We start from the raw sequence: 22,102 nt of genomic DNA, 5'->3' as shown, positions 1-22,102 counted from the left end.
TCGAATGTTTCGCTCATGACTCAAGCCAACCCGAGATGCCGCGTGGCAAACAGTGGCGCAAATGCCATGTACCCCCAGAATCCTGCCATGCGCATTTTTCACGTGGATATCCTGGCCTACCCCGGCATGCGCCTGTACGACCTTGCCATCGCACAAGAGGTCTTCAGCCGGCGCCCGGAAATGACCTCGAGCCGATTCGACGTGTCCATCGTGGGAGCCTCAAGCCAGGTTGCCACCGATTCAGGACTGCCGGTGGCCTGCCTCCGCATGCGCGAGCCCGCCAGGCGACCGGACATCATCGTGGTTCCCGGCTCGGAAGACCGGCTGGGGCGGATCGGGCCCGAAGAACTCGAGTGGCTGCGGGAGCGCGCCGCCGAGGAGCCGGCTGCCGTGATCGGCCTGTGCACCGGTGCCTTCGTGCTGGCGGAGGCCGGGCTGCTCGAGGGGAGGCGTGCCGCCACCCACTGGCGGTACACCGAGCTGTTGGCGTCCCGCTTCCCGCAGATCATCGGTTCACCCCACGGGCTGTACGTGCGCGACGGAAACATCTGGACCTCGGCCGGCGTCAGCGCGGGGGTGGATGCGCTGATTGCGGCGGTGGATGCGATCGACGGCGCGGCAACGGCCGACATCATCGCCAGGTCGATGGTCACTCCGCCGCGCCGACAGGGCAGCCAGGCGCAATTCGCCCCGGCTCCCACCAGGTCCGCGGTCCATCCCTTTGCCGCCCTTGCCGGTTCGATCCAGGATGATCCGGCCCACGACTGGAGCGTCGCCGAACTGGCCAGTACATCGAACATGTCCACCCGGACCTTTCACCGGCGCTTCAAGGAAACCATGGGGCTGGCGCCGGGCCGATGGGTCACTCTCATCCGGCTCCAGGAAGCCAGGGCCTTGTTGGAAACCACGGCGCTCACCATCGAGCGCATTGCGCACCTTTCGGGGTTCGGCGGCGGCGAACACTTGCGCCAGCATTTCACCGCACACTTCAATCTCCCGCCCAGCACCTACCGGGCGACCATGGGGCACGTGGCACCGAGGCTGCAGCCCGGCCGGAGGTATACCCACGGAACCTGACCATGCCCCGGAACCACGCAGGGCGGGCCGGGGACGCCGCGAAAATGCGACATCCCCGGCCCGCCCTGCAAGGGAACCGTTGTTGCTAGCCGACGGACACGCGCAGCTGGTTGCGCCACGGATCCTCGAAGCGCAGCTCGGCGCCCGTGTGGTGGCTGGAGATCCCTGCAACCTTGAGGCGGTCGGCCAGCGCGCCGACCTCGTCGGCGTTGGGCACGGTAATGACGACCTCGCCCAGGCCCAGGGTGTCCTTGCGGGGGCCCGCGCCGCGGGAGTTCCACACGTTCATGGCCATGTGGTGGTGGTAGCCGCCGGCCGAAACGAACAGGGCCTGGCCGTGGAAGCCGGTGGTCTTGGCGAATCCCAGGGTGTCGACATAGAACGTCTCGGCGGTGGCGACGTCGCCGACCTGCAGGTGAACGTGGCCGATGCCGGCGTTGGCCTGGACAAGTCCGGAGACGGCCGTCTCGTTGACGTGCTTGTTGAGGTAGTTGTTCGGGTCAAGGTGGAGGGTGTCCATGGCCACGGTGTCCCCGTTCCAGGTCCAGGTCTCGCGCGGGCGGTCCCAGTAGAGCTCGATGCCGTTGCCCTCGGGGTCGTTGAAGTAGAAGGCCTCCGAGACCAGGTGGTCGGAACTGCCGGTGAACAGCGAGCCGTCGAACTGGGCGGCGGAGAGCACGGTGGCGGCCAGGTCCGACTGGGTGTCGAAGAGCAGCGCGGTGTGGAAAAGCCCGGCCTCGCCGCGGCCCGGGAGGTCCAGGCCCTTGCCGTCGGCCAGGTGGACAAGCTCGAGTCCGCGGCGGCCCAGGCCGGTGCCGGTGGGGCCTTCGGAGAGTACTTCGAGGCCCAGGGCCTTCTGGTAGTAGTTGCTCATCTTCTTCATGTCCCCGACCTTGAGCATGACGGTGCCCATGGCCAGTTCGGCGGACAGCTGGTCTTGTGTGGTGATGGCCATGGTGGTGACTCCTTGGAATGAGGCGGTGGATTGTGCTTGCCTCAAGTATTGCACGTTTTACTTGAAGCTACAACCAATAAGAGAGTTCCTTCCGTCACCTACCACGAGATCCAACCGTCAGCGCTCGCCAGCAGCGTGCCCCCAAGGGGAAAGAAATGGCAGCGCCACGAAAAATATCTCCGCTACCTGGCAAAAATTGCACCCTTCGAGGAATCGAATAGTCCTCATGTTGCTCCCCTCCGAGGAGCCKCCCCATTTTCAATGGGTGGAGCGCCGTGGCCCCCTCACTATGTCATCGCACAGAAATCCAACCCCGAACTTCTGAGGCCCCCGTGTGGTGTCGATGGCAGAAGGAGCCTACTTTTCGGCGCTTCCGGAAGCGCCTGTGTGCACCTCGTTGTGGATGCGCTCCATTGTAGAGTCGAGTCGGTCGGCAACGCCGGCGGCTTCCTTGAGCTCCGCGAGCAATTCCGCAGGAACTTCCTTGTCGTACTTGTAGTAGATCTTGTGTTCAAGACTGGCCCAGAAGTCCATGGCCACGGTGCGGATCTGCAGTTCAACATGGATGTTCTGCACCGACTCAGAGAGGAAGATCGGGACCTTGACGATGATGTGGAGGCTCTTGTAGCCGTTCGGCTTGGGTTCCTCAATGTAGTCCTTGACCGTCACCACCGTGATGTCCGGCTGCGAGGTGATCATCTTGGCAACCCAGTAGGCGTCGGAGATGAAGCTGCAGACAATGCGCACCCCCGCGACATCAAGCACGTTCTCGCTTAGCGTCTCGAAGCTCAACGGCAGATCGCGACGCCTGGCCTTTGAGAGTAGGCTTTCGGGCGATTTCAGGCGGGCGCTGACGTGCTCGATCGGACTGTAGTCATGCAGATGCTCGAACTCGGTCTTGAGGATGTTGATCTTGGTCATGATCTCGTCCATGGCGAACTGGTAGTTGAGCATGAACCGGGCGAATCCGTCGCGCAGGTTCTTGCTGTCTGCCATGCGTTGGATGGTCTCCGGATCCACGCTGTCGAACCACTCGTTGGACCCACTCATATACTCGTCTCCTGATCGTGCCGTGGTGCATGCGACTTCGTCGCCTGCTGGCCTTGGCAACCAAACACTTCCCTCCCATGAAGCCTAGGCCACCGGAACCTGTTGGTTATGGCCATCCCATGGAACTGGCCACCAAGACACGCGCCTCTCGCAGGCTGCGGATCCGCTTCCGGAGCCCAAGACCCGGGCAAGACCAGCATTGCCGGGGTCGCCGGGAGGCCTGCCATGGTTTTCGTCGATGATGGGCATCGCACACGGCCGTCGACCCAGGGCAAACCCGCGAGAAGTGTCTCTAGACAATAGTGTGTGTGACACAGTATCGTGTGAACCATGATCGATGATGAAGTCCTGGCCGGTCACCAGCAGGAGCTGCGCCGCGGCACCGTGGTGATGGCAGCGCTGGCCACGCTCGAAACACCGGGCTACGGCTACGGCCTGCTGGCGGTGTTGGAGGAATCGGGGCTGAGCGTCGATGCCAACACCCTCTACCCATTGCTGCGCCGGTTGGAAAAGCAGGGCTTGTTGGACGCCGAGTGGGACACCACCGAGTCCCGCCCCCGCAAGATGTACAAGACCAGCGATGCCGGGCGGAGCCTGCTTGGTGCCCTTGAAGCCGAGTGGAACCACTTGGCGAAGTCCCTGAACGCATTGCGTTCCGAAAAATCGAACCCACCCCTCAAGGAATTGCCATGAGCACCCTATCCAACCGTTACATCACGGCGGTGTCCCGCTCCGTACCGGAATCCCAGCGCGCGGACGTGGAGGCAGAAGTCGCGGCCGCCATCGAGGACCTGAGAGAGGCACGCCTGGCGGCCGGGAGCACTCCGGAGGATGCCGAGCGCGAGGTCCTGCTGGAGCTCGGGGATCCCATGCGCCTGGCGGCGGACTATTCGAACAAGCCGTTGCATCTCATCGGCCCCGACCACTTCCCCGCCTACATCCGCCTGCTCAAGATCCTGGCGGCAACGGTGCTGCCGGTCATCGGCGTCGCGGTGATGCTTGGCAGCTTCCTCTCCGGAGGCGACGCGGGCGAAATCGTCAGCGGCGGCATCATCGCGGCGATCGGTGTCGCCATGCACATCTTCTTCTGGACCACCATCATCTTTGCGATCATCGAGCGCAGTCCCGATTCCAAGCAAATACGTGCCAAATGGGACCCGTCGACGCTTCCTGACACACCTCCCGGCGGGCTTCGCCTGGGTGACACCCTGGCAGCGGTCCTCGTGGCACTCGTCGGAGTTCTCTACCTGCCGTGGCAACACTTCAGTTCTCCCTTCACGGGTGCGGACGGGGAATCCATCCCGACGCTCAACGTGGAGCTTTGGCCCGTGTGGATCCCGTTGCTGATGGCAGGGCTGCTGGCCACGGCAGTGCTGGAGATATTCCGCTACAGGGCCGGCGGCTGGTCGTGGCGCTTCGTGGCCATCAGCACCGTCCTGGAACTGGCTGTTGCCGTGCCCCTGATCTGGCTTGCAGCCGCCAACACGCTGCTGGAACCCCGTTTTGTCACCGAGTTGGTTGGGCACGGTTGGGCGGATGCGGCCTTGCACCTGAATGTGTCGGTCATCGTGATCACCGCCGGCGTGCTCGCCTGGAACTTGATCGACCCGCTGCGCAAGGTCCGCATCGACACCGCGGCGCGCGCCAAACACGTCGACAACTTCGGATAATCCGACGGCTCCCGGCAGCCACCGATATTGGGTGAGAAAACACGACGTTGTTTCACCCGCGCGCTACACGCTCCCCCGGGCCCATGGCCTCGTGCACCTGGAACGCCAGCCACAGCTGGGCAACCGCAGAGGTTTCGGCCACGTCAAGGCCGGTGAGTTCGCTGATCTTGCGGATGCGGTAGATGATGGTTTGCCGGTGGACAAAAAGCAGCGCGGCGACCCTCTGGGCCGAGCGCTGGTTGTCCAGGTAGCTGCGCAGCGTGGCCATGAAATCCGTTCCATTGAGCCGGTCATGCTCGATCACCGGACCCAGCAGCCGCTCCACCAGCTCCGCGCCATCGCGATGGCCGCCCAGCCCGAACCACGGAGCGTCCTCCGAGTACCCAACCAGGCGCACGGCTCGGGCAGTCGCCTGACCCAGCGCCCACAAGGATTCGCGCAATCCGCGCTGGATCGCCTCGATACCCACGGGGGTGCTCAGGCCCATGGGCAGCGAGGGATCAAAGACGTGCAGCAGCAGGTCCTCCGGGCATTTTTCGGACACCATCAGATGCAATTTTCCCTCGCCCGCCACGCAGACGCTGTTGATGCCGTGGCGCCACAGCGCACTGTGGACCTGGGGCAAGCCGGCCTCCGCCTGGGCCGGGACCGAAACTAGGCGGAGGTCGCCGTCCGGAAACCCGAATTCCTCGAGGCGGCGGGCGGCCTCGGCCGCCCCGATGCGGCCCTCGAAGGACTGCAGCAGGAATTCGCCGCCGGAGCGGTAGCGGCTTTCCATCGCCAGGGCTGAACGCGAGAGGCCCAGCCCCAGTACGGTGGCCGAGTGCAGCAACACCACCCCGTCCGGCTGCACTTGGTCATCGGGCAGGATCACCAGCAGCGCATGCGGATGGGTGGGAATTTCCATGATCAACAGCGAAGCCGCCCCCTCGGAACTCCACAGGAAGTGCCGGGTCTCCGCCGTGGATTCGGAGGTGACCTTCTGCACCCGCACCAACACGTCCTCGGGAAGGGCGGCGTCGCCGGGTTGCCAGGGATGCTGGCAGCGGTCATCCACCACGTAGAGCCGGGCGCGGATTTCCTTGCCGATCCCGGCCAGCAGCTGGCTCCAGGTTTCCCCCGGCGTGGTCGCCTTGCGCAGCAGGTCGTAGATGCGGGCGGTTTGCTTGATCCGCCGTGATTCCTCGAGCAGGCTCGCTTCGGCAATGGACCGTGAAATGGCCATGAAGGGCAACGGGTAGGGAACGGAAACCAAGGGAAGCGGAAGATCATCGCAGGCCGCGAGCAATTGACCGGAGAACTCCGGGGCATGCATCTTCTCGCCCACCGCCAAGGCGACCGCTCCGGCCGCCACCAGCGATCTGGCCAAATGGACCTGCGCCTCCGGCTCGGCGGGGATCGAGAGCCCGTTGGTCATCAGCAGCACTCCGGGCGAGACCCATTCCCAGAGCTGGGGCAGGTCCGAGGTGTGGGACCAGGTGATCGGATGCCCCAGCCCGTCAGCGCCGGCCAGCAGCCGCAGACCCAGTTGCGGCTCGTCCAGCAGTTCCTTGACCGTCATGGCCATTGGGCATTCCCCTTCCACTTTCCGGCGTCCAACGCATTGCCGCCGGGCACCAATCCATCAAACGTGATCTCTCATACAAATGTCTAGTGCGTCTCTGCGATAGTTGACACTTGTCGATTGTCGCCGTGACGCCGATCACGAATGATTGAAACACACCACACACCAGCCCGGGCCACCCGGGCACCTAGAGAGAAAAGAGCCCGCAATGAGCACCTCCGTTCGCCTCATTGACGATGCGCCCCTGACCCGGTTCCACAAGAAGCTGACCGTGTTTTCCTCCGGCGGCCCCTTCATCGACGGCTACGCGCTGTCCATCATCGGGATCGCGCTGATCACCATGACCCCGGCCTTGGACCTGGGCCCCAAGGAAATCGGCATGGTCGGCGCAGCCAGCCTGGTCGGGATCTTCTTTGGCGGCGGGGTCTTCGGTTGGGTGACCGACAAGGTCGGCCGCCACACCATGTACATCCTGGACCTGCTCGCCCTGGCTGCCTTCTCCATCCTCAGCGCCTTCTCCACGGACATCTGGCAGTTGGTGATCTGGCGCTTCCTGCTCGGCGTGGCCATCGGCGCCGATTACCCGATKGCCACCTCGCTGCTGGCCGAGTTCCTCCCCCGCAAGCACCGTGGCCGGCTGCTCGGGGCCACCTTCGTGGTCTGGGCAGTGGGTGCCGCGGCGGCCTTCGCCGTCGGCTACGCGATGCGCGGCTTCGGTCCGGACGCCTGGCGCTGGATGCTTGCCAGCCCCGCGATCTTTGCCGTGATCACCCTGCTCTTCCGCCTCGGCACCCCGGAGTCCCCGCGGTGGCTGCTCTCCCGCGGCCGTGTCGACGAGGCCCGCACCGTGATCAAAAAGGTCTACGGCAACGACTACGACGTAGATTCCCTCGGCGAGGACGAAGCCAGCGGCAAGCGCGCGGCAACCTTCACCGACATCTTCAACAAGAAGTTCTGGCGCCGCACGCTTTTCGTCTCCATCTTCTGGACCGCCCAGGTGATCCCGCTCTTCGCGGTCTACACCTTCGCCCCGGAACTGCTCGCCTCCTTCGGCCTGGACGGGGACGCGAACCTCTACGGCGGTTCCCTGCTGATCTCCCTGCTGTTTGTCGTCGGCGGCATCCCGGGCCTGTGGCTGGTCGAACGCATCGGACGGCGCAAGCTGCTGTTGTGGACCTTCGGCATCATAGTGGTGGCGCTGGCGGCCCCGGCCTTCGTCCCCGGGGTTGGCCCGAAGACGCTGTTCACCGCCCTGGCGATTTTCGCCCTGGCTTCGGGTGCCTCCAGCTTCCTGGAGGTCGTGTACCCCAACGAGCTGTTCCCTACCGAGATCCGGGCCACCGCGGTCGGCTTCGGCACCGCGATCAGCCGCGTGGGCTCCGCTGCAAGCACCTATCTCATGCCGGTGGCCATCATCAGCTTCGGCGCCTCGGGCGCCCTGCTGATCGGCGCCGGGATTTCCCTGATCGGACTCGTGGCCACATTCATCCTGGCCCCGGAGACCGCCAACCGCTCGCTGGCAGACATCTCCAGCGGCAGCAACAAGAAGAAAACCAAGACCAACGGAACGACCGAAGAAACGAAAGCAGAAGGAACCCTCGTATGAGCAAGCACCAGCCTATAGGCCCCGTCGAAGCCACCAAGGTCCCCCGGTTCGCCGGATTGGGCACCTTCGCCAGACTCCCGCAGATCGATGCCGTCCCGGACTACGACATCGCGGTGCTTGGCGTTCCCTTCGACGGCGGCACGTCCTTCCGCCCCGGCGCCCGATTCGGCCCCGCCGCGGTCCGCGAGGCCTCCCGCCTGCTGCGCCCGGGTTACCACGTGGAGCTCGATGTCACCCCGGTCGAGGCCGTCCAGGTCGTTGACGCCGGCGACGTGGCCTGCACACCGTATGACATCACCAAGGCCGTGGAGCAGATCGAGGAGCAAGCCCTGCCCCTCATGGCCAAGGACAAGAGGATCATCGCTGTCGGCGGGGACCACACCATTGCCCTGCCGATGCTGAGGGCCGTCAACAAGGTCCACGGTCCGGTGGCCCTGCTGCACTTCGACGCCCATCTGGACACCTGGGACACCTACTTCGACGAGCCGATCACCCACGGGACCATGTTCCGCAGGGCCTTCGAGGAGGGCCTGCTGATCGAGGACAAGTCGATGCACGTGGGCATCCGGGGCCCGGTCTATGACCAGGACGACTTCCTGCGGGACCACGAATTCGGCTTCCAGATCATCCGCAGCACCGACATCGACGACATTGGAGTGCCGGCGGCCATCGCCAAGGTGCGCGAGCGCCTGGGCAACACCCCTGTCTACCTCTCGGTCGACATCGATGTCTTGGACCCGGCCTTCGCCCCGGGCACCGGAACCCCCGAAATGGGCGGCCTGCACTCCCGCGAGCTGCTGCGCCTGCTGCGCGGGCTCAACGGCATCAATATCGTCGGCGCCGACGTGGTGGAGGTCGCCCCGGCCTACGACCACGCGGACATCACCTCGCTGGCCGCGGCGACCGTGGTCTTCGACATGATGGGCCTGATGGTCAACTCCGGCAGTCTGCGGACCAACGAGAACGTCCACCGTCTAGAGGTCGCGGCAGTCTAGAAAACAAACCAGAGCCCCATGCGGTCCGGCCACGGCCCATTCGTTGGCCGGGCCGGACCACTTTTGCGCCGAAGGCAACTTGGCGAGGAAGCCGGAACAGCTCGGGACCCGACGATGGCCCGGGAAGCCGAAGACCATCAGCGTTGAGTGCCGAACGGCAGCTCAACGCCCTGTCCTCAGAGGCCGTTTTCCACCGCCTCAAACATTGCGCACGATGCCGCCAATGGTCCATGTCAGTGGCCGCCAGCTGGTGGTTTCAATTAGAGGGCCATGCGCAGATTGGCGTTCCCCACACCGAATCTGACCACCGTTGCTTGCGCCACCGAGTGTATGGTCGCCCGCATGTGAAACCAGCCGWAATCGGTTGCCTCAACTTAAACATGTTAAGAGATCATCGACAGTCTCACCTGGACTACGTCGGTTTACCCAGCCCCGCGCTATGACTTCCTGCCCGATTCCATGACCGGCAATGTTCCACGACACCGCGACATCGGGGCCGGCACGGTGCCCCCTGGATTGACGATCCTGGACGCGCGCCTTCGTGGAACATTCCATGGGGACATCTGCGGTCGGACGGGGTTCCCCTGAGGCCACCGGCAACAACCCCCTCCACATTGATCTTCACAATCGTGGGGGCATGGTTAGGATGAGTCATGGACAAGGACTTCGAGCCCTCGGAAAGCGCGGATCCACTCGACGGCTCAACACTTTCCGATGTGGTTGATTCCGACTATGACAAGGCCGGCCGCCTTGGCCGTCGGGTCTTTTTGACGCTCGTGGCGCTGTTTGTCCTGGCAGCCCTCAGCAATGTCTTCGGCATGGAAACCACCTCCACGAGCGTTGCCCCGGGCCACGAACTCACTGTCACCGCGCCCCGAACCAGCAGGGCCGGGATGGATGCGAAGATAACCTTCACATTGCGCACCGCGGAGAAGATCTCCGGCCCGGTCACCGTCAAAATCGACCAGGACTATCTTGATACCTTTTCTACGTACAGCATTTCCCCGGCTCCGGATGGGGAAAGCAGCGACGGAAGCATGCTCGTGCTCGACTACGATGCACCGCAGGAAAACGCCTTCCGCTTGGACATTGACGGAACCGTCAGCGAGGACAGCGTCCTGCTGGCAAGCGGGAATGCCCATGTCTACATCGACGGAAAACTGGTGGCATCCACGAAATTAAAGCTCTGGAAGGCGTACTAATGGAAATCGTGCTTCGGGCTGCAGTGACTTTCATCGCGCTTTGGCTCATTACCCGGTCCGTGGGGCGCTCCACGCTGGGCGAACTCAGCTCGTTCGAACTACTGCTGTTCATCACCATGGGCGATCTCGTGCAGCAGGGCATCACCCAGGAAGACCATTCCGTGGCCGGGGGCATCATGGCCGTTGGCACCATGGCATTGCTGACCGTCCTGTTGGGTTGGGCAAACGCGCGTTGGCCCAAATTGAGCCGACTGGTCCACGGGGCACCGGTGGTCATCTTGCACGACGGTCGCCCGGACACCAAGGCGTTGCGTGCCGAACGGATGGGCTTGAACGACCTCATGTCCGCCGCGCGCGGCCAGGGGTTTCGGAACTTCTCGGACATCGACTTGGCAGTGCTCGAACCGAACGGCAGGATTTCGTTCTTTGCCAAGGACCGCGCGGCCTCGGATGGATCCCCGGAAGAGCCCGAACCCGGCTGAGCATATCGTCGCCCAAGCCCCGCGTGGGTTTTTTCGCACCCGGCACCGGCGCAATCGCCGGAGGCGCGTGAAACCGGCGGCCCCCTCCTCTCCCGGGCGAGCGGGACCGCCGGTGACTCTACCGCTGCGCCGCAGACCCTCCCGCTTTCTCCGGCGGCTCGGAGGAGAATGGGCCAGCCGTGGAGGTGTCTTGGTTCAGCCCCGGCTTGATTTCTTCCTCGGAAGACGGCACTTCGTCTGTGGCCCCGGTGGCGGATTTTTCGGTCGCCTTGTTGCCTTTTGGCCCCGACCTACCTTTCCCCGGTTGGCCGTGCTCTTCAAATCCGTGTTCTTTCATGGTGGTTCCCCTTTCCTTGGCGCGGTTTCCGTAGCGCGCCGCATGCCTGATGGCGGTGGAGCGCTAGCCTTTGTCGGCCAGCTTCCCGGCCCAACGCTTGGTGACGGCCTGGATGATCGAGGCGCTCGCGCCGGAGACGGCGGCGAAGGCCAGGACCTTGCCGATGGTGGCCCGTTGCTGAACGTCCGGATTGGCAAGGGTCGGTGGATTTTCTCCGGTGGCCCCCTTCCAGATGCTGCCCACAAGCTTGGCTCCGAGCAGTCCGGCCACGATCGAGGCCGCCATTCCGAGTATCTTCACTGCCAATTTCACGGTTGTTCTCCTTCGGTGTGTTCCTTGGTCAAAATCCATGCGGCCCGGTGATGGAACTTCCGCGGGCCGGTCGCCCGCAGGCTCCTAGTCTTCCTCGGCGGCCGCATTATGTTCGTCCTCGTCCAGCCTGATCTTCCGGCGCTCATATTCCCGGTGGCTGAAGGTGGCCTTTCGAACCGCTTCCTCGTCGTCCAGGCTCGAGCCGACGGCCCCGGCGACCGTGCCCAGGGACGCCGACATCCACGAAAGGTTCACGTACTCCCCGAACCCCACCGGGTGCCCGAGTTCGGCCGCCAGGAAACGGGCATCGATGATGACCAGGGAGCCGGCGAGGATGATCACGAAAAGCGCCAGATACATCAGCAGGATCGCGGTGAAGATCGTCATCAGCGTGGCCACGTTGTACACCACCCGCTTCTGCGCATGGCTGGCCCCGAGCGGCGATTCCCACAACCCGTTGTGCAGCACCAGCCAAGAACCCATGATCAGGATCGAAAGCAGGCTGATGGTTGCCAGGCGTTGCGGCGAAAGGAAGTCGGCCATGGACCAGATGCTCGTGTAGAAGACCCCGAAAGCGCCGGTGGCCAGGGCCGCGGCCATGGCAGAGGACAACCGGGGCACCAAATGCCAAGGCCGATTGCTTCGGACCATGCCCACGAGCAGCAGCAGCCGGCCCCTGGCGCCCTTGGCGGTTTCGAAGGCATCGTCATCGACCTCCGGGGCCTCGATGCGGCGTTCAACCAACAGCGGATCACTCTTGAGGTCGACGCGTCCGTCCTCGCGAAGGTAGGGGTCGCCAACCCCGTGCAGTGATGCCAGGACCTGTACCACTGCCCGGACCAGGCGCTTGCGGCGCACGAAGCCCAGCGTCGGCAGCACGATCACCGCCGCACCGTACCCTGCATTGAAGCTGGAGGCGAGTGGTTCGCCGTCCTCAAACTTCGGCAGGTCGGTGAGGTACACCAGGTAGTCCCACTGGTTCGCCTCGCGCAGCTGCTGCGAGTGGGCGTTCAACTCCACTTCGCCCTGCTTGGCCAGCGGCAGCGAGAATTCCTTGACGTCCACTTCCCAATCCGTTTCCGGGTCCAGCGCGCTTTCCAGCAGCCCGGGCAGGGAGTCGCGCAGTCCCAAGGCCAGGGATATCGGAAGCCCCGGATCGGCGATCAACCCGATCACGGTTCTCCGCTCGGCTTCGCCGGGCATGCTGCTGGCTTGCCTCGGCCGACGCCGCTCCGGCACCTCCGGCACGCTGCCTCCTGCCTTCCCGTCGTCCGTCCTGCGCGGTGTCGATGACAAGTCGTGCCTCCCGGGATCCTGTTGCCGTACGGGTTCCACCCATGGATTATTCGTGGAACCCACGCTACTGTTCCGGCTCCGTGCCGCCAAGGCTTCTGCATGCCCGCGCAGCCCGGCACCACCCCGGTGCACCCGGACATGCGTGGCCCGGTTGCCGGCCGCGGGCCGGGGCAATCCGGGCGCGATCTCGCGCGCCGGCAGCCGGTTCCCCGGGGCCCCGAATGCCATGGCCCCCTTCGTCGCCGAACGGGTCCGGAGCCGCAAGGCGGACCGGTGTGCAATTTCCTTGTTGGGCCCCGTGCCCGGATATACTCTGGCCACATTGTGTCAGCCATGACCCGAACGCTAGGCTGCAAGGGATATCGAAATGAGCGACAGAATCACCGATGTCTGGGGCTCCCGGACGCCCTATGCCCCGGGCTCCCCGTGGCCGGTGCGAGTGGACTCGCTGCTGGCGGAAGGCGTAGCCGAGCAGGACGTCCAGGCCTGGGTGCAGTCGGCCTGCCTGCTGTGTTCCAACGGGTGCGGATTGGACATCGCGGTCCGGGACGGGAAAATGCTCGGCGTGCGCGGCCGCTCCAACGACGGGGTGAACCACGGGCGGCTTGGCCCCAAGGGGCTGCTTGCCGGTTGGCAAGGGGTGGCGAATCCAGATCGGCTGACCCGGCCGCTGGTGTGCGAGGGCGGGGAACTGGTGGAAACCGACTGGGAAACCGCCATGTCGCGGATCGTTGATGCCAGCCGATCCTTGCTGCGGGACAAGGGGCCCCTGAGACACGCGTTCTACACCAGTGGCCAGTTGTTCCTGGAGGAATACTATGCGTTGGGCATCATCGGCAAGGCCGGCATCGGCACCCCGCATATGGACGGCAACACCCGGTTGTGCACCGCCACCGCGGCCGCGGCGCTGAAGGAAAGCGTTGGCTCGGACGGGGTGAATGCCCAATATGCTTTCGCCCTTGACCGGGTGGCCGCGTCCGGGCACAGCGTGGTCCGAGAGCCGCTGGCATCGCCCGCGTCACCTGGTCCTGATCGATGCAAACCAGAAGCGTCGGGAATGGCGGTGTCCCCACGACCCTTCGAAGGTGTGGGCGCGGCTGGCTGCACTCCCCCATGGGGGCGCCCCGACCACGTTTGTGGCCCCGGTCAAAGGACCGGGGCCACAGGTGTGCGTTGACAAGAATTCGGCAAATCAGCTGGCGGTCCTGTTCCTTCCGGTGATGGCCCCGTAGACGCCGGCAACGATGAGCCCGCCCAGAATGGCCAGCAGCCAGGAACCGAGGCTCCAGAAACTCATTTCACCGTCATTGAAGAGCGCGTCCCCGATCCAGCCGCCCAAGATGGCCCCGACGACGCCGAGGACCAGACTGGTGATCCAGCCGCCGCCCACCCGTCCGGGGAGAACCATCTTGACGATGGCGCCAACGATCAATCCAAGAATGATCCATCCGATGAAACCCATGATTTCTCCTCTTTCCATTCATTGGGCGCAGCGGCAGGAACGCCGCGGCGCAGCTACCTTGTTTTCCTTGCCGCGGTCTTTTCGGTTTCCGCGCTGGCGGTCTCAAGCACACCGCTGGGGTCTTCCAGGTGGGCACGCATGAACCATTGGAAGAGTTCGAGCTGCGCGCACTGGGTGATGAGCATGTCCTGGGTGACCGGATCAAGCTCTCCGGTTTTCTCGATGGCGTCCCGGTGGCTGGAAATCACGCCGTTGTAGACAAGGTCCAACGCCGCCAGGTGCTCGGCGGTCTGGGCCCGTCCGAGGGAATAGTCGTCCCAGTCCCTCTCCTTGACCAGTGCCCCGGGAAGTCCGTTCGGCGCCGTGCCCAACGTGGCAATGCGTTCGGCAACCTCATCGATCATCGCCCTGACCAGCAGGATCTGCGGATCGAGCATCTTGTGCACGCCGATGAAGTCGCGACCGACAACGTTCCAGTGCGCATGCTTCAAGGTGAGCTGCAGGTCGTTGAGCGAGTGCAGCCTCCCTTGAAGGATCGTGGCGATCTTCCGGCCGTCCTCAAGTGAAAGCCCCGGAACCGTGAAGCCGGTCCGTGCAGTGTTCTTCGCTGCCATGTTAAAACCCCTTTGTTGGTTTAGATCGGGCCGCCACGGCCCCGGCTTCGTTCCACCACGTTAGCGGTTGAGGTGTGTGGCGTCCATGGATTTGTCATGCACTGCGGCTCCGCCGCTTCGCTCCGGCTGGTGTAGCCGGGGTGGAGCGCGACGCGGTTCCCCGGTGCTGCCGGGGCAGCAGTTCCCCGAACCCTCCGGGTGGGACTCCGGGCCCGAAGCCATGGCGGCCGGCGGCCCCGTTTTGGGTTCGCTGCACGGCCCGTGTCGGGGCAGGTTCATGCCCTGTCGGTGGCCTGGTCGAAACCGGACTCCCGTGCGCAGTGGGCGCAGCAGTACATGCCCGTGCCGTTTTCCACCCCGTGGCCCAGTATCAGGCAGCCGCAGTGTGAACAGTGTGGCGCCATCATGTTGATGGCGCATTCGAAACTGTCAAAGGTCCGGGTGTCCTCGCCGCGGGTCACCGTAAACGTCTTGTCATAGTCGTTGCCGCACATGTCGCAGATCGCCATCGAACTTTCCTTCCATTGGTTTGGTGCATGTCGTGGGTTGCCGTTGGCCCGCCCGGTTGCAGGAGTCGTTGGCGTCAGCGGTGCCGACGCCCGATGCCGCGAACGGCCCCGGGGACCGCCGCGCGCCGGCCGGTGAAAACGCCCCTGCCCGCGGCCGTACCCAGCAGCAATCCCGCTCCGAAGACCAGCAGCCCGGCGGCCACCGGATTTCCCAGGGAACCCCGGCCGGCCGGCCGCGGTGCGCTCCGGGCCACCCCGGCCGCCCTGTCGGTCCGTTCCACGGGCGGGCGGCGGACGCTGTAAATGGTTCCCCTGATTCTTTGAGGCGGCCTGGGCAGGCTTTCCGACGGACCGACCACCAACGGCCGGCGCCCGTTGGCACTGTTCGCGCCCGCGAAGCCACCTTCGAATCCGTGGCTGTTGTTGTGCGTTTCGACGTTCATCTTGGTTCCTTTGTCAAGACCTCGAAGAGGGAGGTGTGCCGGGCAAGGGCCTCCGCGAGCCCCGACCCGCCGTTGCGTTCATGGTTCCCGGCGCTCTTGCCGGAGCGGGTTCACGGGTTGCCCCGGCACTGTGCGTGCCGTGTCCGTGGTTGCGGAGGCGTCCGCGGCCACGTGGCCTGCCAGCCTCCCAAGCAGCACGCCTGCGCCCACCGCTATACCCAGGAAGGCGACGGGGCGACGCCGGGCGAATTGCTGTCCCGCGGACAGCAGGTCGCGCGGTTCGCGTTCGTCAAGCCAATCGGCCAGGCTCTCGCTGGCCCACGCGGCCTGCTCGACCAGCGCCGACGCGGTTCCTCCGGGCGGCTGGTCCTTGACCATCCAGGCAAGATCATCGTCGATCCGCCGCAGGTTCGCTGCGGCCCTCCGCTGCCCCATGGCAGCGTTTTCATGCATTCCGCGGCCGAGTTCGTCAAGCACGCCGGAGGCATGCGTCCCGGCCTCCCGTGTCGAGTGCGTTGCGGCGCCGGGACCCCGGCCGTGCGGCACCCGAGGTGCTTCGATCCGCCGGGATCCGGCCTCGGGCGCCGTGGGTGCCGTGGGTGCCGGCGGCACGGCGACGGTTGAGCCGTCCTGCTGCATGTCGGCGGCGGGCCGTTCGGATTCGCGGCCTTTGGGCACCTCGGGAGGATAGGCCGCACTGAAGTCGTTCTCGCTCAAGGTTTTCCTCCGATCGGTTGGCGTCGGCGATGGTCGCCGACGGCCTGTAAACCCCGGGGGTCCGTGCATCGCCTTGGACACCCGCCGGGCGATTGTGCCCTGCCGCTTCATACCTCGATCCAGCTTGGTGATTCCCGGTTTCCCGCGTCGTTCCGGCCAGCGTGGGCACACCCCTCGCCGAGACGATGGGTGCTCCGGCTTGCGTGGTTCCGCGTTGCGGACCTTTCCGGTTCCCCGGAAAGTCCCTCCAATAAGAGCAAAGCAAGAGTGCCGCCCGGGCACAAGGATTTTGACATCGCCGGCCGGCAAATCCGGCGTGCGGACCGGGTGCCTTCTTCAGGCTTCAGGTCGGCAACGCTCTCCGGGGTGGCGGGGCACAAGCCGTCCCCGCCACCCCGGGCAGGGTCCTCGGTCCTTCAGCCGCCGTCCCCGGATGTGTCGCCCGGCTGCCGGGTGCCCGCATCGGCGGAGCCGGATCCGTTCTCCCGCCGGGCGGCACCGGGCGTTCCCCTGGCCCGCGCCGGCTTCTTCCTGGCCAGCACCACGAGGGTGAACTCCGCGACGATCCATGCACCTGCGACAACCAGCGCCGCGGTCCCGTGCCCCGTCAAGAGCGCCAGGGCCGCGGCGGCCCCCAGCGAAAGGGCCAGCAACACGAGGTGCCCCGCGATGGCCGCGGCGCCGGTGTATCCGGCGCCCCTGCGGGCCAGGCCCGCGGAGACGCTGGCCTCGACCTTGGCCAGCTTGAATTCCTGGCTGAGCAGCGTGGCCAGGGTGCCGCCAAGTGCCGTGAAAATCGCCGTCCGCGCGGCGGGTTCCAGCGGCTGTTCGCAGGAGGGCGCAACCGTGCCCCGGAGATCGGCCCGTGGTTGTTCTTTCTCCATGGGTCATGGCCTGTCAGGGACCGGGGCATGGTTCCCGGCCGGCGTGCAGCGCCGCAAGCGCGTGGGTGAAGGTCCCCGGGCACGCCGTGCCGGGGCAGTGAAAACTTCTTCGGTCATGGTGTTCCTCCCGGTGGACCTGGTGGTTCCAGCGGATCAACAGCCGGCGGCGGGCCCGGAGCCTGGGGTGCCGGTGTGCGCCGGAGTCCGGATCATTCCTCGTGGCCCTGGTCCATGCTCATGGACCCCTCGCCCGGGGGTGTTTCCCCGGGAGGGACCCCGCCACCGGGCTCCAGGCCCGTGATCACCTGCTCGAGGGGGTCGGGGTTGGACGTTGCGCCCGCCTCCGTCTCGGCGGCAGGAGGTTCGTCGCCGCTTTCACGCACGGCCCCGTGTTTCCGGGGACTGTCGCTCCATTCGGGATCGTCGGGTTCCAGGTCCAGCGGATCGCCGTCGTCCCGCTGGACCGGCGGCTGCTGTTCGTTCTCCATCGCATGCTCCTTTGGCGTTTGGCGTTCCGGGGCGCTCAGGGCGTCGACTTGCCGCCGTTGACATTCAGGGTCTCCCCCACCACGTAGCTGGACTCGGCCGATGCCAAAAAGACGTAGGCCGGGGCCAGCTCCACGGGTTGGCCGGCACGGCCCAGCGGCACGTTGTGCCCGAATTCGGGCAGGGCGTCCTTGGGTTGCCCGTCCGAGACCTGCAGCGGGGTCCAGATCGGGCCCGGGGCCACGGCGTTCACGCGGATCCCGCGCGGTGCCAATTGCACCGCCAGCCCCTTGGTGAAGGCGTTGATCGCAGCCTTGGTCGAGGCGTAGTCCAGCAGCGTGGGCGAGGGATCGTAAGCCTGGACCGAGGTGGTGTTGATGATGCTGGCTCCCTCGGGCAGGTGCCGCAGCGCCGCGCGGGTGATGCTGAACATGGCCAGGATGTTGACCTGGAAGGTCTGCATCAGCTGTTCGTCGTCAAGGTCCTCGAGCTTGGCCACGGCGATCTGCTTCCCGGCGTTGTTCACCAGGATGTCCAGCCCGCCGAGCATCCGTGCGGCGTTGTCCGCCAGCGAATTGCGGTATTCCGGATCCAGCAGGTCGCCGACCAGCCCGATGCCGACGCGGCCCTGGTCCTCGATCACCGAGATGACCCGGCGGGCGTCCTGCTCCTCCGCGGGCAGGTAGGCGATGGCCACGTCCGCCCCTTCCTTGGCGAAGGCGATGGCCACCGCGGCGCCGATGCCCGAGTCCCCGCCGGTGACCAGGGCCTTGCGGCCCTTGAGCCGCCCGGTGCCGACGTAGGAGTCCTCCCCGTGGTCGGCCGCCGGTTCCAGCTTTGCATCCAGGCCCGGTTCGGGCTGGTCCTGTTTCGGCGGCGAGATCTTCGGGTGGCGGTTCACCGGGTTGTCCAGTGAAAGCTGCACCTCGGGGTCAAAGGCGCCGGGGTCGCGCTCATCCATGGGAATCCTCCAGGTGGTCGGTGTGGGCGATGTTGCTTCCACGCCCCACGCTAGGACAAGTGGGGCGCCCCGATCAATGAATTTGCAACCCGGCCCGGATCCCCGGGCCGCGTTTCCTAGCCTGCGCCGGGCAGGCGCACCTGCAGCATGCCGTCGGCGACCCTGGTTTCGAACGCGGCCGCCGGTGCGGTCGCCGGACCGTGGACGACCGCCCCGGTGGACAGGGAGAACTCGCTGCCGTGCCAGGGGCACCTCACGCAGGCATCGGCTCCGCTCCCGTGCACGGTGCCCTCCTGCAGCGGGCCCGACAGGTGCGGACACTCGCCGGAAATCACCGAGGGGCCCTGGCCCTGCCGCCAGACCAGCAGCGGCACACGCCCGAGCATCCGGCCCTCCAGCCGCCCTTCGGGAATCTCCTCGAGCAGGGCCAGGTGGTTCCAGCCGGCCGGGACCAGGTGCGGGAGCGCCTCGACGTGGTTGGCCCCGGAGGCAAGCCTGAAGGACAGGTGCCCGCCGAGGAAGCCGGCCGCGCCCATGAGGGCCAGACCGGCCAGCGCCCAGGCCCGTCCGGTGCCGGCGTTGCGGATCCGGGCCGCGAGCGAGAGCGCGAAGCACGAGGTGGCCAGCGTGTTGCCCCCGGCATGGATGAGCCCCACGCGCAGTTGCTGCGGGTGTCCGGCCGACCAATCCGCCAGGCCGGTGGCCACTGCCGGCGGCACCGCGAGAAGTCCCGCAGCCAGCAGCGTTTTCGCCGCGCGTTCGGCCCCGGGCACCGCGTCCAGCAACACGGCCGCGGCGAAGGCCCCGGTGGGCAGCTGGACGAGGAAGGGGTGGGCGGGGTGGCCCAGCGGAACGCCGTGCAGCACATCCGCCGCGCCGCGTGCGGCCAGCACCCGGTGCACCGCGCGCTGCAGCACCCCGGTGGCCGGATCGAGGGATTCGAGCCGTTCGAGCCGGTCAACGGCCTTCAGCGGCTTGAGGGTTTTCATGGTCCTGCTCCTTCGGTGTCGGGGGCCTGCGCTTTTTTGAGCATGGTGAATCCGCTGCGGGGCCCGGCGGGCATGGTGTTCAGCGCAATGGCCAGGTCCTGGACCGGGACGATCCAGGAATCCTGCGTGGCCAGGGCGGCGATCGCCTCGATCATGATCGAGGTGGTGGCATCCTCCCCCAACTCCCCCGGGGCCCGCCGGCCACCGGTCCATTCACCTCCGGCGGCCGGCGGGTGCCTGCGGGCGTTCAGTCGTTCCCGCGTTCGAATGCGTCCTCGGTGTCCTCGGCGTCCGGGCGCTGCCGGTCGCCGGTTTCACCGGATTCGGTTCGCTCGGCCTCGCGTCCCGCGTCAAAGCCGCCGGTGCCGGTGTCCCCGGCGAGGGGGCTTTGGTCAGTCGCTCCCAGACGCTCGGACCCGTCATCCGGGTCGTTGCGGAAGCCCGACTGGCCCTCCGAATCGAAGGCGCTGGTTTGCTCCTTGTCGGCGCCCTGGCCGCCGGCAAAGGCGCCGGTGCCCGCTTCGCCGCCGGCTCCGGCCTGGAGCCCCGAATCGAAGGCAGTGGCCTGCGAACCACCCGAGGCCCGGCTACCGCCGTAGCCGCCGGTGCTCACATCGCCGCCGGATTCGCCACTGCCCGCGACAAACTGCCCGGATTCCGGATCCTCGGTGACCTCCGGGCCGCCTGCGGCGCCCGAGCGGTCTTCCATCCGGTTCTCCGTCTGCTCCTCGGACCCGTCTTCGAACTGTCCGGAGGTGTCTTCGTCGGCCATGGTTCTTCTCCTTTTCAAGCTTCGACCCCTGTCCAAGCGGGATGACACGACCCAACTTAACGACGCCGCTGCCCGGCGGCAAGCTTTTTGCACCGCCCCCAGGGGCCGTTTGAGTCGGGCTACGGACGGCACCCCCGGAAGGGTCCGGGCCGCCGCCGGATTCACGGCAAGAAGTGCGGCATGGCTACCGGTGGCACGTTTCCCATAGGAACGGAAAAGCACCACACGGCGGGCCAGAACGCGGGCAATGGCCGGGCTGAAGGTGCTCAACTCGCTGGCCGACTTCGTCGACCTGGTTACCCGGACCCCGCACGTGTACGTGAGGTATTCCGAGGGTTGGGAAGCCTAAGCCAGGCACGGAAGCACGGACACCGAAAGCGGCCTCGGGCTGCCAAGGGCGGGCCACCGCCGGGCATCGAGAAAACGCGGTGCGTCGTCTGCGATCCTCCATGGAACGCGCCCGCGCGTGTCGAATTCCTTGTCTTTGGTTTGGGGCTTTGTGCATAATCAATTTATCGATGGGCTGGCGACGCGTTCGCCGGCCACGCGTGGTTTCTCCAGACCCCGGGAAACACGTCATCCGTTGGCAACTTTTCGGAATTTCGAGGATCGGGCTCATGACAACCCCAAATGAAAGACCGGCGCCGCGCGGCGCCGAAAGAACCACCGCAGCGATCATTGCCCCGCGGCAACAGGGCTCCCCGGCGATTTGCGGCACGTGCCATAGCGACCAGTACCTGGTCTACGAGGAAGTCAAGCCGGTGCCGCGACACGGCCCGGGCCCGGCGCAGTGGGATGTTGAATGCTGGTGCGGCAAGTGCGAGGAGTACCAAGGCTTTCGCACCTCCACGCCACCCGCGCTCCCGTATTCAACATTGCTGCGCGGCTACGGCACAGGCACCTGGCTCTTGGGCGCCTAGCACCCGGACCCGCTGCCTGCGGTAATCGACTTCGCCTCCTGCAGGTGCTCGGCGGCCACGGCGTGCAGTTTCCTGTCGCCGTGTGACGCGGCACGGACGAGTGCTGCCAATGCCTCCTCCAGCGAGCAGTGCTGCGCCCGGGCAACAGCGCCCACGGCCAGGTCGACGTCGGAGCGGGAGGCCAGGGCACAGTGGAGCTCGCCGGGAGTCGCAGGGTTCCCGGCGGGATGCCGCAAGGCCAGCAGCAGCGCGTTCCGGATCCGTGACACGTGGTGTGTGGCACCCAGGACGACCCCGTGGCCAAAGACCTCGGCAACGGGTGAATAGAACACGCACACGGCCAGGTCCCCTCCATCCAGCAGCATGGGCACAGCAAGTGCTGCCTGGATGCCTTCGGCACGCAGCCTGCGTGCGCCCTCGGGCCAGCCGGATTCGCGGGCGGCGTTCTGGACCACCAGCAGCGCGGCGCCGTGCGGGTCCTGCGTCCATGGCGTGGGCAGGCTGCCGGAAAMCAAGCTGCCAAGTTCGGTGGCGCGCGCGCTGCTGCCGGCGTGCAGCGGTTCGAGGTCTCTGCGCACCAACGTGATCGAGCATTCCAGCTCCCGCTCCCCGATCGAGCCGAGCACAGCGGAAAGGGCACAGAGACTGGCCAGAAACCCGGGGAGGCCGGGATCCTCCGGCAACTGGGGATCCTTGGCATCCAGGGGTGCTTGGTTCCCCGTGGCCGCCCGATGCATGAGGTCGATTTCGGCCGGATCGCTGCCCATTGGTGTTCTCTTTCCCGGGCCGGTCGCAGTCC

The 22,102-nt window shown here is 66.0% G+C and carries 27 protein-coding genes; 9 read left to right on the top strand and 18 right to left on the bottom strand.

Features of this window, described 5'->3' with window-relative positions:
- Positions 1-87 precede the first annotated feature (87 nt).
- Positions 88-1,077, top strand: a complete 990-nt coding sequence (locus BLJ79_RS13650) for a GlxA family transcriptional regulator (RefSeq protein WP_175475479.1) — start codon at positions 88-90, stop codon at positions 1,075-1,077.
- An 85-nt stretch (positions 1,078-1,162) separates the two neighbouring features.
- On the opposite strand, the gene BLJ79_RS13645 is transcribed toward BLJ79_RS13650, so the two are convergent.
- Positions 1,163-2,032: a VOC family protein gene (locus BLJ79_RS13645; RefSeq protein WP_071215310.1), complete on the bottom strand. Its 870-nt coding sequence runs from the start codon at positions 2,030-2,032 to the stop codon at positions 1,163-1,165.
- Positions 2,033-2,389: 357 nt separating this feature from the next.
- A complete protein-coding gene (locus BLJ79_RS13640; RefSeq protein WP_071215309.1) occupies positions 2,390-3,082 on the bottom strand; it encodes a GTP pyrophosphokinase in 693 nt (230 codons plus the stop codon).
- A gap of 330 nt (positions 3,083-3,412) precedes the next feature.
- Between BLJ79_RS13640 and BLJ79_RS13635 the strand changes: the two genes are divergently transcribed.
- Together BLJ79_RS13635 and BLJ79_RS13630 are read left to right on the top strand one after the other, a co-directional pair.
- Positions 3,413-3,775 carry a PadR family transcriptional regulator gene (locus BLJ79_RS13635; protein ID WP_071215307.1) on the top strand — a complete coding sequence of 121 codons (363 nt, stop codon included), beginning with the start codon at positions 3,413-3,415 and terminating at the stop codon, positions 3,773-3,775.
- On the top strand, positions 3,772-4,752 hold the full coding sequence (locus BLJ79_RS13630; RefSeq protein ID WP_071215306.1) for a permease prefix domain 1-containing protein: 981 nt from the start codon (positions 3,772-3,774) through the stop codon (positions 4,750-4,752). Before BLJ79_RS13635 ends, BLJ79_RS13630 begins: the two co-directional genes overlap by 4 nt.
- 52 nt (positions 4,753-4,804) lie before the next feature.
- Here BLJ79_RS13630 and BLJ79_RS13625 read toward each other — a convergent pair whose 3' ends face one another.
- The gene (locus BLJ79_RS13625; RefSeq protein ID WP_071215304.1) at positions 4,805-6,319 is read right to left on the bottom strand and encodes a PucR family transcriptional regulator; all 1,515 of its coding nucleotides are present in this window, start codon (positions 6,317-6,319) and stop codon (positions 4,805-4,807) included.
- Positions 6,320-6,524: 205 nt separating this feature from the next.
- Between BLJ79_RS13625 and BLJ79_RS13620 the strand changes: the two genes are divergently transcribed.
- The 4 genes from BLJ79_RS13620 to BLJ79_RS13605 all read left to right on the top strand — a co-directional run bounded on the left by BLJ79_RS13620 (position 6,525) and on the right by BLJ79_RS13605 (position 10,601).
- Positions 6,525-7,922, top strand: coding sequence for an MFS transporter (locus tag BLJ79_RS13620; protein ID WP_071215303.1), 1,398 nt, complete (start codon positions 6,525-6,527; stop codon positions 7,920-7,922).
- Positions 7,919-8,917 (top strand): agmatinase, encoded by a 999-nt coding sequence (gene speB / locus BLJ79_RS13615; RefSeq protein ID WP_071215302.1) that lies wholly within the window; start codon positions 7,919-7,921, stop codon positions 8,915-8,917. Before BLJ79_RS13620 ends, speB begins: the two co-directional genes overlap by 4 nt.
- A gap of 653 nt (positions 8,918-9,570) precedes the next feature.
- A complete protein-coding gene (locus BLJ79_RS13610) occupies positions 9,571-10,119 on the top strand; it encodes a hypothetical protein (RefSeq protein WP_071215301.1) in 549 nt (182 codons plus the stop codon).
- Positions 10,119-10,601 carry a DUF421 domain-containing protein gene (locus BLJ79_RS13605; protein WP_071215300.1) on the top strand — a complete coding sequence of 161 codons (483 nt, stop codon included), beginning with the start codon at positions 10,119-10,121 and terminating at the stop codon, positions 10,599-10,601. The genes BLJ79_RS13610 and BLJ79_RS13605 overlap by 1 nt, the downstream gene beginning before the upstream one ends.
- Positions 10,602-10,719: 118 nt before the next feature.
- On the opposite strand, the gene BLJ79_RS22945 is transcribed toward BLJ79_RS13605, so the two are convergent.
- From BLJ79_RS22945 to BLJ79_RS13595, 3 genes are all read right to left on the bottom strand, one after another.
- A complete protein-coding gene (locus BLJ79_RS22945) occupies positions 10,720-10,938 on the bottom strand; it encodes a hypothetical protein (protein ID WP_139194874.1) in 219 nt (72 codons plus the stop codon).
- 63 nt (positions 10,939-11,001) lie between these two features.
- Positions 11,002-11,250, bottom strand: coding sequence for a DUF4235 domain-containing protein (locus tag BLJ79_RS13600; protein WP_286135406.1), 249 nt, complete (start codon positions 11,248-11,250; stop codon positions 11,002-11,004).
- Between the two features lie 84 nt (positions 11,251-11,334).
- Positions 11,335-12,453, bottom strand: a complete 1,119-nt coding sequence (locus BLJ79_RS13595; RefSeq protein WP_071215298.1) for a hypothetical protein — start codon at positions 12,451-12,453, stop codon at positions 11,335-11,337.
- A gap of 460 nt (positions 12,454-12,913) precedes the next feature.
- Between BLJ79_RS13595 and BLJ79_RS13590 the strand changes: the two genes are divergently transcribed.
- Complete coding sequence (locus BLJ79_RS13590; RefSeq protein WP_071215297.1) at positions 12,914-13,723, top strand: molybdopterin-dependent oxidoreductase; 810 nt, start codon at positions 12,914-12,916, stop codon at positions 13,721-13,723.
- Between the two features lie 15 nt (positions 13,724-13,738).
- On the opposite strand, the gene BLJ79_RS13585 is transcribed toward BLJ79_RS13590, so the two are convergent.
- The 11 genes from BLJ79_RS13585 to BLJ79_RS13535 all read right to left on the bottom strand — a co-directional run bounded on the left by BLJ79_RS13585 (position 13,739) and on the right by BLJ79_RS13535 (position 20,383).
- Positions 13,739-14,008: a GlsB/YeaQ/YmgE family stress response membrane protein gene (locus BLJ79_RS13585; RefSeq protein ID WP_071215296.1), complete on the bottom strand. Its 270-nt coding sequence runs from the start codon at positions 14,006-14,008 to the stop codon at positions 13,739-13,741.
- 53 nt (positions 14,009-14,061) lie between these two features.
- Entirely contained in the window at positions 14,062-14,622 is a 561-nt protein-coding gene (locus tag BLJ79_RS13580) for a Dps family protein (RefSeq protein ID WP_071215295.1), read from the bottom strand.
- A gap of 275 nt (positions 14,623-14,897) precedes the next feature.
- The gene (locus BLJ79_RS13575) at positions 14,898-15,131 is read right to left on the bottom strand and encodes a metallothionein (RefSeq protein WP_071215294.1); all 234 of its coding nucleotides are present in this window, start codon (positions 15,129-15,131) and stop codon (positions 14,898-14,900) included.
- 74 nt (positions 15,132-15,205) lie between these two features.
- Positions 15,206-15,574: a hypothetical protein gene (locus BLJ79_RS13570; RefSeq protein WP_071215292.1), complete on the bottom strand. Its 369-nt coding sequence runs from the start codon at positions 15,572-15,574 to the stop codon at positions 15,206-15,208.
- A gap of 78 nt (positions 15,575-15,652) precedes the next feature.
- Positions 15,653-16,291, bottom strand: coding sequence for a hypothetical protein (locus BLJ79_RS13565; protein WP_071215291.1), 639 nt, complete (start codon positions 16,289-16,291; stop codon positions 15,653-15,655).
- A 416-nt stretch (positions 16,292-16,707) separates the two neighbouring features.
- Positions 16,708-17,175, bottom strand: a complete 468-nt coding sequence (locus BLJ79_RS13560; protein WP_071215290.1) for a phage holin family protein — start codon at positions 17,173-17,175, stop codon at positions 16,708-16,710.
- A 209-nt stretch (positions 17,176-17,384) separates the two neighbouring features.
- Entirely contained in the window at positions 17,385-17,663 is a 279-nt protein-coding gene (locus tag BLJ79_RS13555) for a DUF6480 family protein (protein WP_071215288.1), read from the bottom strand.
- Positions 17,664-17,698: 35 nt separating this feature from the next.
- Complete coding sequence (locus BLJ79_RS13550; RefSeq protein ID WP_071215287.1) at positions 17,699-18,622, bottom strand: SDR family oxidoreductase; 924 nt, start codon at positions 18,620-18,622, stop codon at positions 17,699-17,701.
- Positions 18,623-18,738: 116 nt separating this feature from the next.
- A complete protein-coding gene (locus BLJ79_RS13545) occupies positions 18,739-19,611 on the bottom strand; it encodes a Rieske (2Fe-2S) protein (RefSeq protein WP_071215286.1) in 873 nt (290 codons plus the stop codon).
- On the bottom strand, positions 19,608-19,793 hold the full coding sequence (locus tag BLJ79_RS13540; RefSeq protein ID WP_071215285.1) for a hypothetical protein: 186 nt from the start codon (positions 19,791-19,793) through the stop codon (positions 19,608-19,610). Before BLJ79_RS13540 ends, BLJ79_RS13545 begins: the two co-directional genes overlap by 4 nt.
- A gap of 65 nt (positions 19,794-19,858) precedes the next feature.
- The gene (locus BLJ79_RS13535) at positions 19,859-20,383 is read right to left on the bottom strand and encodes a hypothetical protein (protein ID WP_071215284.1); all 525 of its coding nucleotides are present in this window, start codon (positions 20,381-20,383) and stop codon (positions 19,859-19,861) included.
- A gap of 617 nt (positions 20,384-21,000) precedes the next feature.
- Here BLJ79_RS13535 and BLJ79_RS22940 point away from each other — a divergent pair.
- A complete protein-coding gene (locus BLJ79_RS22940) occupies positions 21,001-21,303 on the top strand; it encodes a hypothetical protein (RefSeq protein ID WP_139194872.1) in 303 nt (100 codons plus the stop codon).
- Here BLJ79_RS22940 and BLJ79_RS13530 read toward each other — a convergent pair.
- Positions 21,300-22,070 (bottom strand): ANTAR domain-containing protein, encoded by a 771-nt coding sequence (locus BLJ79_RS13530; RefSeq protein ID WP_071215283.1) that lies wholly within the window; start codon positions 22,068-22,070, stop codon positions 21,300-21,302. The two genes, BLJ79_RS22940 and BLJ79_RS13530, sit on opposite strands and share 4 nt — an antisense overlap.
- Between the last annotated feature and the right edge of the window lie 32 nt (positions 22,071-22,102).

It is taken from the genome of Arthrobacter sp. UCD-GKA (genome assembly GCF_001863355.1).
GTDB lineage: Bacteria > Actinomycetota > Actinomycetes > Actinomycetales > Micrococcaceae > Paeniglutamicibacter.
The sequence above is the reverse complement of the archived record's forward strand: the minus strand, read 5'-3'. Positions and strand labels throughout refer to the sequence as shown.

Coding starts and splice junctions, on each gene's coding strand:
- BLJ79_RS13650 (WP_175475479.1), top strand. CDS start 88: ATGCGCATTTTTCACGTGGATATCCTGGCCTACCCCGGCATGCGCCTG.
- BLJ79_RS13645 (WP_071215310.1), bottom strand. CDS start 2,032: ATGGCCATCACCACACAAGACCAGCTGTCCGCCGAACTGGCCATGGGC.
- BLJ79_RS13640 (WP_071215309.1), bottom strand. CDS start 3,082: ATGAGTGGGTCCAACGAGTGGTTCGACAGCGTGGATCCGGAGACCATC.
- BLJ79_RS13635 (WP_071215307.1), top strand. CDS start 3,413: ATGATCGATGATGAAGTCCTGGCCGGTCACCAGCAGGAGCTGCGCCGC.
- BLJ79_RS13630 (WP_071215306.1), top strand. CDS start 3,772: ATGAGCACCCTATCCAACCGTTACATCACGGCGGTGTCCCGCTCCGTA.
- BLJ79_RS13625 (WP_071215304.1), bottom strand. CDS start 6,319: ATGGCCATGACGGTCAAGGAACTGCTGGACGAGCCGCAACTGGGTCTG.
- speB (WP_071215302.1), top strand. CDS start 7,919: ATGAGCAAGCACCAGCCTATAGGCCCCGTCGAAGCCACCAAGGTCCCC.
- BLJ79_RS13610 (WP_071215301.1), top strand. CDS start 9,571: ATGGACAAGGACTTCGAGCCCTCGGAAAGCGCGGATCCACTCGACGGC.
- BLJ79_RS13605 (WP_071215300.1), top strand. CDS start 10,119: ATGGAAATCGTGCTTCGGGCTGCAGTGACTTTCATCGCGCTTTGGCTC.
- BLJ79_RS22945 (WP_139194874.1), bottom strand. CDS start 10,938: ATGAAAGAACACGGATTTGAAGAGCACGGCCAACCGGGGAAAGGTAGG.
- BLJ79_RS13595 (WP_071215298.1), bottom strand. CDS start 12,453: ATGCCCGGCGAAGCCGAGCGGAGAACCGTGATCGGGTTGATCGCCGAT.
- BLJ79_RS13590 (WP_071215297.1), top strand. CDS start 12,914: ATGAGCGACAGAATCACCGATGTCTGGGGCTCCCGGACGCCCTATGCC.
- BLJ79_RS13585 (WP_071215296.1), bottom strand. CDS start 14,008: ATGGGTTTCATCGGATGGATCATTCTTGGATTGATCGTTGGCGCCATC.
- BLJ79_RS13580 (WP_071215295.1), bottom strand. CDS start 14,622: ATGGCAGCGAAGAACACTGCACGGACCGGCTTCACGGTTCCGGGGCTT.
- BLJ79_RS13575 (WP_071215294.1), bottom strand. CDS start 15,131: ATGGCGATCTGCGACATGTGCGGCAACGACTATGACAAGACGTTTACG.
- BLJ79_RS13570 (WP_071215292.1), bottom strand. CDS start 15,574: ATGAACGTCGAAACGCACAACAACAGCCACGGATTCGAAGGTGGCTTC.
- BLJ79_RS13560 (WP_071215290.1), bottom strand. CDS start 17,175: ATGGAGAAAGAACAACCACGGGCCGATCTCCGGGGCACGGTTGCGCCC.
- BLJ79_RS13555 (WP_071215288.1), bottom strand. CDS start 17,663: ATGGAGAACGAACAGCAGCCGCCGGTCCAGCGGGACGACGGCGATCCG.
- BLJ79_RS13550 (WP_071215287.1), bottom strand. CDS start 18,622: ATGGATGAGCGCGACCCCGGCGCCTTTGACCCCGAGGTGCAGCTTTCA.
- BLJ79_RS13545 (WP_071215286.1), bottom strand. CDS start 19,611: ATGAAAACCCTCAAGCCGCTGAAGGCCGTTGACCGGCTCGAACGGCTC.
- BLJ79_RS13535 (WP_071215284.1), bottom strand. CDS start 20,383: ATGGCCGACGAAGACACCTCCGGACAGTTCGAAGACGGGTCCGAGGAG.
- BLJ79_RS22940 (WP_139194872.1), top strand. CDS start 21,001: ATGACAACCCCAAATGAAAGACCGGCGCCGCGCGGCGCCGAAAGAACC.